General features: G+C 58.9%; 6 protein-coding genes. 5 read left to right on the top strand and 1 reads right to left on the bottom strand.

The features are described from left to right. Positions 1 to 277 precede the first annotated feature (277 nt). Together I4W09_RS02410 and I4W09_RS02415 are read left to right on the top strand one after the other, a co-directional pair. Positions 278 to 1282, top strand: a complete 1005-nt coding sequence (locus tag I4W09_RS02410) for a helix-turn-helix domain-containing protein (protein WP_230318628.1) — start codon at positions 278 to 280, stop codon at positions 1280 to 1282. A 155-nt stretch (positions 1283 to 1437) separates the two neighbouring features. After that, positions 1438 to 5805, top strand: coding sequence for a hypothetical protein (locus I4W09_RS02415; protein ID WP_196031527.1), 4368 nt, complete (start codon positions 1438 to 1440; stop codon positions 5803 to 5805). Between the two features lie 110 nt (positions 5806 to 5915). Here the strand turns inward: I4W09_RS02415 and I4W09_RS02420 are convergent, their stop codons facing one another. Further along, positions 5916 to 6923, bottom strand: coding sequence for a DUF4352 domain-containing protein (locus I4W09_RS02420; protein ID WP_196031528.1), 1008 nt, complete (start codon positions 6921 to 6923; stop codon positions 5916 to 5918). Positions 6924 to 7337: 414 nt separating this feature from the next. On the opposite strand from I4W09_RS02420, the gene I4W09_RS10640 reads away from it, so the two are divergent. From I4W09_RS10640 to I4W09_RS02435, 3 genes are all read left to right on the top strand, one after another. Further along, complete coding sequence (locus I4W09_RS10640) at positions 7338 to 8720, top strand: ATP-binding protein (RefSeq protein WP_196031529.1); 1383 nt, start codon at positions 7338 to 7340, stop codon at positions 8718 to 8720. Between the two features lie 157 nt (positions 8721 to 8877). Beyond that, the gene (locus I4W09_RS02430; RefSeq protein ID WP_117820832.1) at positions 8878 to 10875 is read left to right on the top strand and encodes a DNA gyrase/topoisomerase IV subunit B; all 1998 of its coding nucleotides are present in this window, start codon (positions 8878 to 8880) and stop codon (positions 10873 to 10875) included. 45 nt (positions 10876 to 10920) lie between these two features. After that, positions 10921 to 13161 carry a DNA gyrase subunit A gene (locus I4W09_RS02435; RefSeq protein WP_196031530.1) on the top strand — a complete coding sequence of 747 codons (2241 nt, stop codon included), beginning with the start codon at positions 10921 to 10923 and terminating at the stop codon, positions 13159 to 13161. Positions 13162 to 13210: the final 49 nt, after the last annotated feature.

The raw sequence follows: 13210 nt of genomic DNA on the forward strand, positions 1-13210 counted from the left end.
CAACTCTCATCGCGAAGATTCTCCGGCCCCTGCGCGCTGCGAACGTGATGTCGCGGGGCGGTTGGCATTATGCATGAAACGTCAAGTAACGCTCTTTTGATCCACTTCCACTCGGCCCCATATGCCTTGTACAACGCCCCCTTCGACCTCGGGTTCAAGAGAGCCGCTAGTCTTCCTTTATACGTTCGGCATAATCGTCGGCGATACCCACAAATTCCAGTCCCGAGCAACAGGAGTACAATTGCTGCTATTGTTGCCAGCTGTTGGGAGATGGAAGATGGACTGCGATGGCTACCCATGCGTTCCCATGCCGTTGATGTGCACCGCCTTTGTGCCGGGGCAGATTGACGCTGCGGTTGCAGGCATTTCCGACCCCGATTCGCGCGCCATTGCCACAGCAGAAGCGCTGTACTTTCGCGGGCAGGCCACCCTCGCTGCCAAGACGGCGCGCCCCTATCTTGACGCCACCGATCCCGCACTGCGCTATTCCGCATGCTTTATCTGCGGATACGCCAGCCTGTCGCTCAACCGTATCGCCGACGCCCGCCGGTGCCTTGCTGGCATCCTCGATACGCCGGCCGACGAGGAATCATCCGCTATCCACGCCACGCATATCCTGTTCGCCTCGGCCGCAAGCGTCCTGCTGCACTTGCCTTCCCCGTATTCTGCCGAAGAGTTTTATCCACTTGCGGCGCATCTGCCCGAAGGCCTGCGCCTGTTCGCCAGCTACGTGATGGCGCACGCCTTGTATCTGCGCGGCGAATACGGCCGCAGCCTGGGCATGGCGGAAAACGCCCTGATCATGAAACAGGGAAGCTATCCGATCTCGGAACTGTTCCTGCACCTGGCAGCCTCCATGGCATGCATGAGCCTCAAGGACATCGACGCCGCAAAGGCACACTTCGGAGCCGCTTGGGGCATTGCGCGCCCCGACGGCCTTATCGAGCTCATTGGCGAGCACCACGGCCTTTTACAGGGGCTCATCGAGGCGTGCCTAAAAACGCAATACCCAGACGACTTCGCGCGCATCATCGAGATCACGTACCGCTTCAGCTACGGCTGGCGGCGCATCCACAACCCTGATTCGGGCGAGGACGTGGCCGACGATCTAACGACCACGGAATTCACCATGGCCATGCTCGCCTGTCGTGGGTGGACCAACGCCGAAATCGCACGCCATATGGGAGTATCGCCGGGCACCGTCAAAAACCGCCTATCCGGCGTATACGCAAAGCTTGGTATCGGCACACGCGCCGAGCTGGTCGCGCATATGTTGCGTTAACAACCGGGCTGCCAAGCGCATCGAACGCGTTCCGGAACCCGGCGCTTCGCTCGATCAATTTGGACATTTTGACCCTTGAACGGCACTACCACCACGGGGCACCTTCTCGCAAAATTGGATTATTTCCACCGATATCTGCGGGATGGGAGCCCAAAATGCTTGATCGCCGTTCGCTACTCGTTGCCGGAGCGTCCTCACTGGCGAGCATTATGTTGCCGCGCGCGCCGGGAAGCGCAAACGCCTTCATATTGCCGTTCGCGCCCACCGAAGCCTATGCCGACGAAAAAGACCCCTTCAGGGTGCTCGTTCTCTCGCGCACCATGTTCGGTGTGGTCGTGGTCGACGTCGCCAACAAGAATACGCCCATCACGGGTGCCCAGGTCACGCTCACATCGCGCTATGCCGCAGGCAAGCAGCTCACCGCCACGACCGATGACGAAGGCACGGCCATCTTTGAGGTCGCGCCGCTTTCGGAAGGCTACGTGGACGAGGCAACGCTTCTCGACGCGTACGACTTTAACGGCGGCATCTCCATTAGCGTGGCGGGCTACCGTGATGTCGAGATTCCCCTTGCGCGTATCCAGGGCGGCACCGCCATAACCGCGCCCACGCGTCCGCTTTCCGACGGCGAGCCGTACTTTCGCCAGCTCACATTCGACGAATGGGACATCCAGTACGCCGACGCCACGTTTATGGCACTGCCGAAGGACGACGCCGGAAACGACCAACCCGACACGCACGCCTTTACCGTGCAGGCACATCTGCCACAGGGTGGACAGGCAACGCTGCACATCAACAAGGTAATGCCCGCTGCGGGTAGCTCGCCCGAAACCGTCACGCAGATTGGCCAAGTCAAGGCCAGTGCATCGGGTTCGGACAATCTGGCAACGTTCACACTCGAAGACAAGTTTCTCGACGCGGCATCGGTCCTTCTGGAAGAAGGATGCAAGCTGCGCTTTGTCCTCGACTATCAGGGCAAAACCTACACGCTCTCCTCCCCCATGGCCGTTGTCACCGCACCGGCCGCAAAGGCGGAATCCGGATCGACCACTATCGTCCCCACTACCATGGACCAAGAGATCACTCCGTTTGATTTCCCAGCGGCGTTTCCCGGCATCGGCGGCAACAAGTTCACCTGCTGGATGCCCTCGTTCCCCATTCTGTTCGATTTCTCGTTTGCCGGATACGTGCTGTTTGGCGGAGGATACAAACCAGCCAGCTATATGAACGATTCGGGCAACCCTGATCCGGAATACTGGAAGAAATCGCCGCGCGAATCGGGCGCCAAGCAGGCAAACCGCTACCTCGACGAGATGGAGGGGAAGTGGAATCAGTACAAGAGTATGAGTGCCGGTTCGGGCACCGATCCAAGAAACACTAAGCTCCTTCGCCACCATTGCACGCCGCTGTTCACGATGGATATCGCCACACAGCTGTATGGCTCGCTCGCCTACGATTGGGTGGGCAAAACCTGGGGCAACAACAACGATCCCGCATACGGCAATATTAAGGCTCTCTTCCAGGTAAGAACCGACCTCAATTGGACCGAGCAGTTCACCTTGGGACCGGTGCCCTTTTTCCTAAACGTCAACCCCTGGGTGCTGGCGAAGCTGGCGCTCGCCGTGGGTGCCCACACGCACGGCAGCGGCGCGGCGTTTTTCAAGAACATTTCGCTCGACTATTCCAACACGTCGGGCTCGTTCACCATCCAGATCGGGCTTGCCGTCACCTTTGGCGCCGGCGTTGCAGGCGTCGCCTCGTCTGCCGTGCGCGGCGCCGCATCCCTCACGTTGTTCATTGGGTACGAGAAGGCGGATGGACACCAGCTTCCGCGACTGCGCGTAGGTGCAGACGTCGATGTCGATGTGATACTCCAGTTCGTAATGTTCAAGTGGACCACCAAAGCTTGGTCGGGATCGTGGCCCACACTCCTCGATTCGTGGAATATGTCGGTGAACAACGGCGACCAGTATGTACTCCAGTGCTCTGAGCTTGCATTGGGTGGGGATACGCCTTATACGCTGGATGCCTGCTTCGGCTCGGCCGGCAACGCCGAGGCAGGTGGTGTGCCGCAGTTTATCGCATCGGCCACCATCGTCACCAACGCCGAGCTGCTCGCACGCGCCGAGGTTAATGCCACTGCCGCAAACGTTGCGCCTGTCGTGCGCGATTGGGATCAAGCGGTCACGCGCATTGAGCTCGAGGCGGATGCAGAGAGCGACGACACGGGACAGGTCGAGCATTTCGTCCACGCACTGATAGAGAACGACGAAAACGCCGCGCCGATGTATGAGTATACCTACATCGTTCAGGCGACGAACGCCGTTGCGGACCCCAACGCCAATTCTGCCGGCGTGTCGGAGGACGAGCGTGGCGGCATAAAACCCTCGAGCGACAACGTGCTGTTTACTGGCGTGCTCAGCGAAGCTCACATGAAGCTGGCAATGATCGCCGGCGTAGAATGCCTGTTCCGTATCGCCTCGGTGCGCTACGGCGACAATGGCCGCTCGCGCCTGGTGGTGCACACAAAGGCAAACGGCACGTGGTCCGCTCCCACGCCCGTGGACTTCCCCCTTGGCTTTGGCGAGGGCGACGTGGAGCGCGACGGCCTATTCGATTACGACTTCGACGTAGTGGAATATACGGACGGAAGAGAAAACCAGGACGCTTACGTGCTGCTGGTCTCGGGCGAGCGCCCCGACGGCGACAACACCTTTTTCGATGCGGCGAGCACATCCGGCATACTGTCCGTTGTGCGCCTGCGCATAAGTAATAGCGAAGTTCGCGTGATATCGCACACGTCGTGGCGCAGCATCTCGCGCGGGCGCCTGCAGGAGGACGGTTACCATTGCCTGCAGTGCCCGCGTATCACAGCGGGTAAGACGCTGGTCGACGGCCGCCTGTCGGGCGCCTATCTCCATCGCCGCGGAGCCACCTCAGAAAAGGCGCTGGGCAATGAGGCAGAGGTTGCGCTGGAGTGCTTCACCCTGTGGTCGGACGTTTCGGGCGATAGCCTGACGTTCCGCCAAGTTCTCCGCTTTCCGCAGGCACCGTCGAGTATCGAGCTGGGCGCGCCCGAGAATATCAACGGCAAAATGGTGGTGCCCGTTGCGTACGAGACCGCAGACGGTTGTGGCTGTGCATCGTACGCCGTGATCGGCCAATCCATCGCGGGTTGGGGCGTTATGTCGCCAGATGCCGCAGTACCCCACGCGGTGCCGTGGCCGCAGCACACGGGCTTTTTGGCTACCGTCAACGAGCGACTGCAGCATATTACTTGGACGCGAGGCGCATCGGCATTTGCAACGCAGCCCGTGGGTGCCGCAGGCTGTGGCCCGGCATCGTTTAGCGTAAGCAACAACGGCAGGTGCGTGCTCTATGTAGAGAACACCGACGGCAAGGTGGGACAGACCTACGACGAAGAAGGCAACCCGGTAGCAGTGATGGGCAAGCACTTCCGCATCTTCGCCAGCACCTTGGCAGGCGATCTGTTCACGGAACCGTTCGTGATGTGCGAGCTGGACCATCCCGTCGATCAGATAACGACATTTTTGACGTCGGGAGGCATGCTCTCCGCGCTCGCCACGCACATTGTGAGCGCGGAGAAGAGCGAGGCAGAGCTGCACGGCATCGAAGTGCCCCTGGTGGCGTGTGCCACTCCGACGGGCGCGGTCGCTACCTCGGGTGCGGTGGTGCCCGGAGCAGCAGGCGAATCCTTTATGGTCACGGTGCGAAACGACGGCAACACCTTGCTGACCGCCGGCACGATCGATCTGTACCGAGAGGGCTCCAGCCAGCCGTTCTCCAGCGCATCCATCGGGTTCGGAGCGAATGCACGCATGGCATCAATCTACGATCCGGAGCTCGCCGAGGATGCTTCGGCCAACGACATGGCACGCGTGAAGTACGCGCTCGAGACGCTGGGCGCACGTTTTGCGACGCACCCGCTGGTTGCCGACAATGGCAACGCCGTGCTGGCACCAGGCTGCACGGCACAGTTCCGCATGAGCTTCGCCATCCCCGAGAGTTGGAGCGACGAAGTGGGCAAACGCGTAACGCTGTATGCGAAAGCGCGTGATCTGGTGGCGCTCGATCCCGTAACGCTCGAGGAAATTCGACCAGGCGCAAACTCGGCGCTGGGTGCCGTACTGCACGAGCTTCATGTGCCCGACGCGACATGCGAACGCTCAGAAGTTCAGGTCGGCGTATGCGACAGCGCGGATACGACAGGACTTCACGACGCCCCGATGACGGTCGACGGCGATGGCGGCACGAGTGGAGGTGGCTCCGGCGGAAGCAGCTCCGGAGGCGGCAGTGGATCTGGCAGCGGCAAGAATCACGGCAATAAAAAGCGCTCCGGAAAAGCGGGCGCGCTTGCGGGCACGGGCGATGTCAACGCTCCCCTTACGGCAGCCGCCGCAGCACTCGCCGCGGCAGGCGCCGGCCTCGTCGCCTACAGCGCCCGCCGCACGGCGCTCGAAACCGACACCGCCAATGAGGCCAATTCGGATGAGCCTCGCTAGCTCCTAGTTACTTTTGTGAGAGACGCCGACTCGGCTTATCGAGCACCAAAAAGGGCTGGCCCCGATAACTCGGAGCCAGCCCTGAGTCGCCTGACATGGGAATCACAGCGTTACTTGAGCTTCAGCGCCTCCATCATGGGCACGGCGGCGTCCCAATCGATCTTCCAGCCAATCGACACGCGGACGGTTTCACCCGTTGCGGGAGCCGTCGCAAACAGCGTATGGCCGTTGTCGGGACCGGTAAAGCGCAGCCACGTTATGCCGTTGTACTCGACCTGGTCGGTTGTTGTCTCCTTGCCTTCGTAGACCTGCTCTAGGCTTGCAACCTCTTCCTCCGGCGAGCGCGGGAAAATGCTGATGTTCAGGCGTCCTCCAGTCTCGTCGTGGAAGAAGTTTGCCTTTTCGCGCTCTTCGTCGGACGAATCCAGCGTGTACCCATCGGCGGCCTCGATGCTGTACGATGCGCAGTCGATGCCCGTTAAATCTGCCTTCTCGCCAGAATCGGCCACGCCGCCGGCCGCCTTGAACTCCTTGGTCTCGCAGTCCGTGGTGTCAAAGTGCATGGCCTCATGATTCTTGGCAGGGGCGTAAGCGTCTACGAACTCGACAGTGATGGGCCCGTAGTACGCCGTCTTGGGCGCCCAGAAGTAAACATACTCAACGGTCTCGCCCGGACCGATATCTGGCCTCTCGGAAAGGTCAATTCCCTTGTGCAGATCATCGGGAGCTTCGCTTGCGACGTAGTCGAGCACAGCCGCCTTGCCGGAAGTAAACAACGGGTCGCCTGCCTCAAGATCGCCCTGAGCAGCATGCACGTTAAAGGAACTGAACGTCCTGTTCTTTGTGTTGTTGTTGGTAATCTTGATGTGCAGGTAAAAGCCGTCCTGCTGCTTGGCATCACCGCGATAGAACGTACCGTGAGCCACCGACTCATAGGTAATGCCTGCCACCTCGACCGTCTGCGACTCATAGGCCTTGGGCTTTTCCTGCACAGGCGCGCTGCCGCCCGAACCGCCAGGCGAGCCGCTCGGAGCACTACCGCCACAGCCGGCCACTGTACACGCCAGCACGGCCGAAAGCGTCACGGTGGGAATTCCTAACAGCAGTTTCTTTGTCATGGGCCTCATCATTCTCACCGCTCCTTTCGGCTTGCAGCTCATCCATTGCCCAAGGCCTTCGTCGTCCCGTGGCATCGGCTTCCACTATGAGCGTATGACGAAACACGGCGCCGGCGAAGTGACCCGTGGCCCAAATAACGACCCACCAGCGTTCCTTATGGGCCAAAAGAACTCGCACATGCACGCCCCCGGCCCATAAAACGAGACGTCTGTCCCAATGTTCGATTCGATCCAACAATCCGCACGACACGTTTTCGACAACGTATCCAACCGCAAACGCAGCAAGACGCATTCGGCCGCCTTCAAATTTACTCGGGCAGAACCGACTCGGTTTTGTCCGAGTAAACTCGAGCATAAACTGATCCATGCGATACAATTAACTCGGACAAAACCGAGTCGGAAGGAACCGAGTAAGTGGAATTTATTGGCAGGGAGCGTGAGCTCGCCCGTATTAAGAAAACGCTCAAAGCACCCGAGCAGCGCAATGTTCTCATTTACGGCAGGCGTCGCGTCGGAAAAAGTGAGCTCATCAAGCAGGCGCTAACCGATTTGTCGGACGTCGCAACGGTCTATTACGAGTGCCGCCAAACCTCCGAGGCAGACAACCTCGAGAGTCTGTCCGTCCTTGTTGCTGAAGCGCTGAGCTTTCCTCCGCTCGCCTTCACAGGCATCCGCGAGCTCATCGAATTTCTGTTTGCCCAAGCTAAAGACAAGAACATTACCCTCGTTCTCGACGAATACCCCTACTTGAGAGATGCGGTTAAAGGCTTAGACAGCATTCTTCAGACCTCAATCGACGCCCACAGGGAAGACTCACGTTTAAACATTGTCCTGTGCGGCTCCTACGTTGAGATTATGAAATCCCTCATCGAGCATGAAAGCCCCCTCTACGGGCGAATTGATCTCACGCTTGAGCTTAAGCCCATGGATTACTTTGACGCTGCGAAGTTCTATCCCGCGTTCTCGCCCGAGGACAAGGTGCGGCTCTATAGCGTTTTTGGCGGTATCCCCTTTTACAATCGCCTCATCGATCAATCCCAAAGCGTACGCGACAACATCATCGAGCTCGTCACGGAACCTGGCGCCCGCTTAGAAAGCGAGGTGCCGTCCTATCTCAACGCCGAGATCTCGAAGATGACCAACGCCAACGAAGTTTTCGGGGCTCTCGCACAAGGCTACTCCCGTTGGGGGGACGTGCTGGCACAGTCGCACGTCTCGAGCGGTCCGGCCATGGCAGACGTGCTCGACAAGCTCATGTCACTCGAAATCGTCCAAAAGCGTGCACCCATCAACGACCCTACGAACAAGCGCAAGTCTGGCTACTTTGTAGTGGATCCGCTTTCGCTATTTTACTATCGCTATGTTTTCCGCAATGCCTCAGCGCGTCAGCTGCTCGACCCGGAAGTCTTCTATGATCGTCACGTCTTCCAAGACTTCGAGGAAAACTACGTTCCTCATATGTTCGAGGAGATCTGCCGTCAATACCTCGTGCGGCAGAACAGGACCGGCAAGATCGAACCGGCTTTCGACGCCATAGGCAAGTACTGGTACGACGACCCCGCAAACAAAACGAGCGGCGAATTCGATGTGGTAACGCAAGACCCCGAGGGCTACGCATTCTACGAAGCAAAGTTCCGCAAATCCCCCATCACGCAAAAAATGGTCGACGAGGAAATCGCCCAAGTCGAGGCAACGGGACTCAAGTGCCATCGCTATGGATTCTTCTCCCGTTCGGGCTTCGAAGCTGGCGAAAGCGATCGAACCGTCTTCATCGACCTGCCGCAGATGTTTGGATAGGACAGGACAGGTCCCTCCCGCATTCCAAGCATTCATTATCTAATCGAACGATTGTTCGATGGATTTCGTGTTGGTTGGAATCGTCTGTGGGCTGGGCTATGCTACCTTGACTATCTATATGACTAAAACGCAGCAAAGGAGCACCGAGAGAGCGAGTATGGCAAAAAACACCGCAAACTATGGTAACGACAGTATCCGCCAGCTCAAGGACGAGGAGCGCGTACGCCTGCGCCCCGCCGTCATCTTTGGCTCGGACGGACTCGACGGCTGCGCGCATGCCGCCTTCGAGATCCTGTCCAACGCCGTTGACGAGGCGCGCCAGGGCTACGGCAAGCTCATCACCCTTACCGCCTTTCGCGATGGTTCCATTCAGGTAGAGGACAACGGCCGCGGCTGCCCGCTCGACTGGAACCCCTCCGAGAAGCGCTTTAACTGGGAACTCGTCTTTTGCGAGCTCTACGCCGGCGGCAAATACAACAATAACCAGGGCGGCGACTACGACTTCTCGCTCGGCACCAACGGCCTGGGCTCATGCGCAACCCAGTACGCCTCCGAATACATGGACGTCACGGTTTGGCGCGACGGCAACAAGTACTCCCTGCACTTTAAGAAGGGCAAGGTCGTCGGTGCCAAAAAGAAGGCACTCGAGATTGAGCCCAGCGACGAGGATCGCACCGGCACCACCATTAAGTGGCGTCCCGATCTTGAGGTCTTTACCTCCATCAGCATTCCCCACGATTGGTATCGCGAGACAATGCGCCGCCAGGCCGTGGTCAACGCCAACGTGACCTTCCGCCTGCGTATCGAGGGCGACGATGGCGAGTTTTCCGAAGAGGATTTTTGCTATCCCAAGGGCATCGAGGACTACGTGCTCGAGAAGGTCGGTACCGACTACCTCACCGAGCCCTTCTTTATCGAGGCCGACCGTCGCGGTCGCGATCGCGAGGACCTGCCCGACTACAACGTGAAGATTACCGCGTGCATGTGCTTCTCGCGCACCTTCATGATGCAGGAGTACTACCACAACTCATCGTGGCTCGAGAACGGCGGTTCGCCCGAGAAGGCCGCCCGCAGCGCTCTGACCAGTGCCATCGATGCTTACATTAAGCAACAGGGCAAGTACAACAAAAACGAGAGCGGCATTAAGTGGCAGGATGTCCAGGACTGTCTGGTGCTGGTGACCAACTGCTTCTCCACCCAGACGTCCTATGAAAACCAGACCAAGAAGGCCATCAATAACCGCTTTATCCAGCAGGCCATGACGGCATTCTTTAAGGAGCGCCTCTCGACCTACCTAATCGAGAACAAAGACGCTGCCAACAAGATCATGGAGCAGGTGCTCATCAACAAGCGTTCGCGCGAGAACGCCGAGAAGACGCGTCAGAGCATCAAGACCAACCTACAGCAGAAGACCGACATGGCCAACCGCGTGCAGAAGTTCATCGACTGCCGCTCCAAGGACAAGAGCCGCCGCGAGATCTACATCGTAGAGGGCGACTCGGCAGCAGGCGCCATTCGCACCTCGCGCGATGCCGAGTTCCAGGGCGTTATGCCCGTCCGCGGTAAGATCCTCAACTGCCTGAAGGAAGACTATCCGCGCATCTTTAAGTCCGACATCATCATGGATCTCATGCGCGTGCTGGGCTGCGGCGTGGAAATCAAGGACAAGCGCATCAAGAACCTCGGTGCCTTTGACCTGGATAACCTCAACTGGAACAAGGTCATCATCTGTACGGACGCCGACGTCGACGGTTATCACATCCGCACGCTCGTGCTCACCATGCTTTACCGCCTGGTGCCCACGCTTATCGACGAGGGCTACGTGTATATCGCCGAGTCACCGCTCTACGAGATCAACTGCAAAGAGAAGACCTACTTTGCCTACACCGAGCTCGAGAAGAACGGCATCCTCAAGGAGATTGGCGATCAGAAGTGCTCCATCAACCGCTCCAAGGGTCTTGGTGAGAACGACCCGGACATGATGTGGCTCACCACCATGAACCCCGAGACGCGCCGCCTGATCAAAGTGGAGCCCGAGGACGTCACCAAGATGGAAACCATGTTCAATCTGTTGCTGGGCAACGACGAGGCGGGCCGCAAGCGCCATATCTCGGAGCACGGCAAGGAATACCTGGACCAGCTGGACCTGCAGTAACAGCAAATCGATAACGACGGCCCATAAGAAGTTCAAGAGGAAATCGTGGCAAAGAAGAAGACGAAGAACCAGCCAAAGAAAAAGCAGGTCAACGCCGAGAACGTCATCGGCCTGCACTCCGAGGTCACCGACCAGCCGATCACGCAGACGCTCGAGGTCAACTACATGCCCTACGCCATGAGCGTCAACGTCTCGCGTGCGTTCCCCGAGATCGACGGCTTTAAGCCCTCGCACCGCAAGCTGCTCTACACCATGTACAAGATGGGTCTGCTCAAGGGCGAGCGCCAGAAGAGCGCCAACATTGTGGGCCAGACCATGAAGCTCAATCCGCACGGTGACGCCGCGATCTACGAAACGATGGTGCGTCTGGCCACCGGCAATGAGGCACTGCTCGCTCCCTTCGTGGAGTCGAAGGGCAACTTTGGCAAGTACTATTCGGGTGACCTGAGCTACGCCGCTTCGCGTTATACCGAGGCCAAGCTCTCCCCCATCAGCGCCGAGATCTTCAAGGACATCGACAAGGATCCGGTCGACTTCGTCGACAGCTACGACGGCGCCATGAAGGAGCCGCGCCTGCTGCCCACCACGTTTCCCAACATCCTTGTCTCGGCCAATAAGGGCATCGGCGTCGCCATGGCATCCGACATCTGCGGCTTCAACCTCAACGAGGTCTGCACTGCCACAATGCATTACCTGCAGGATCCCGACTGCGACCTGCTCGAATATATGCCCATGCCCGACTTCTCGACCGGCGGCGAAATTATCTACCGCCGCGAGGAGATGGAGAAGATCGTCGAGACCGGCCTTGGCAGCTTCCAGATTCGCTCCCGCTGGCGTTGGATCCCCGAAGAGCGCATCATCGAGGTGTACGAGATCCCCTACACCACCAAGACCGATGTCATCATCGAGCGCATCGTCAAGCTCTCCAAGGAGGGCAAGGTCAAAGAGATCGCCGACATCCGCGACGAGACCGACCTCTCGGGCTTGCGCATCGCCATCGACCTTAAACGCGGCGTCGACCCCGACAAGCTCATGGCCAAGCTCTATCGCTCGACCACGCTGCAGGATTCGTTCTCATGCAACTTCAACGTGCTCGTCGACGGCTATCCCCGTGTTATGGGCGTGCGCCAGATCCTGCACGAGTGGGTCAAGTGGCGTATTGAGTCCACGCGTCGCCGCATCAACTTTGACCTAGGCAAAAAGTCCGAGCGCCTGCACCTGCTGCACGGCCTCGAGGCTATCTTGCTCGACATCGACAAGGCGATCGCCATCATCCGTGGCACCAAGCTCGAGGCCGAGGTCGTGCCCAACCTTATGCGCGGCTTCGACATCGACGAGACCCAGGCCGAGTTTGTTGCCGAACTCAAGCTCCGCAACATTAACGAAGAGTACATTCTCAACCGCACCAAGGACATCGCTAAGCTCGAGGGTGAGATTGCCGAGCTTGAGGAGATCCTCTCCAGCGAGGAGAACATCAAGAAGGTCATCAGCGACGAGCTGGCCGCGGTCAACAAGAAATATGTGATGCCGCGCCGCACGGGCAGGATCGAGCCCCATGAGGTCGTCGAGGTAAGCCTGGAGCCCGAGGTCGAGGAGTACCCGGTGACCATCATGCTCTCGCGCGATGGCTACCTTAAGAAGATGACGGACCGCGTGCTCAAGAAGGCGACCACGCTCAAGTACAAGGACGGCGATAAGCCCTTTATCGAGTTCCCGTCCTCCAACACGCACGAGCTGCTCGTGTTTACCAACAAGAGTCAGGTATACAAGTGCAAGGTCGCGACGTTTGAGGATACCAAGTCGGCCCAGCTGGGCTCGTACCTGCCGACCGATCTTGAGATGGAACCCGACGAGAGTGTCATCTGGGTCATCGACCCCGAGGACTACAAGGCCGACGTGCTGTTTGTCTTTGAGAACGGCCGCGTGGTGCGCGTCGCGCTTTCTGGATACGTCACCAAGACCAACCGCAAACGCCTCAAGAACGCCATCTACGGTGGCAGCAAGCTGCTGTATGCCCAGGTGCTCAACACAGATCGTGACATCGCGCTGGTCTCGAGCGACTATCGTTTGATGAACTTCAACACGTCGCTGCTCAAGACCAAGACGACCACCAACACGCAGGGCGTCCAGGCCTTTACGGCCAAGAAGGGCCGCTCGGTCACCACCGTCGGCACGACCGAGGAGATTCTTGGCGCCGGCGTCTCGGCCGAGAAGTTCACCGCGCAGAGCCTCCCCTCAGCCGGTGCCCTCATGAAGGAAAACGACATGCCGAGCCTGTTTGACTAGGTACCACGGCAACGAGACCGTTAGATACTTCGCAAAGCGACGAGGCCCG

Source organism: Collinsella aerofaciens, from assembly GCF_015670795.1.
GTDB classification, from domain to species: domain Bacteria; phylum Actinomycetota; class Coriobacteriia; order Coriobacteriales; family Coriobacteriaceae; genus Collinsella; species Collinsella aerofaciens_Q.

Bases quoted from the DNA above. Each gene is read 5' to 3' on its own strand.
- I4W09_RS02420 (WP_196031528.1), bottom strand. From the start codon at position 6,923: ATGACAAAGAAACTGCTGTTAGGAATTCCCACCGTGACGCTTTCGGCC.
- I4W09_RS02410 (WP_230318628.1), top strand. From the start codon at position 278: ATGGACTGCGATGGCTACCCATGCGTTCCCATGCCGTTGATGTGCACC.
- I4W09_RS02430 (WP_117820832.1), top strand. From the start codon at position 8,878: ATGGCAAAAAACACCGCAAACTATGGTAACGACAGTATCCGCCAGCTC.
- I4W09_RS02415 (WP_196031527.1), top strand. From the start codon at position 1,438: ATGCTTGATCGCCGTTCGCTACTCGTTGCCGGAGCGTCCTCACTGGCG.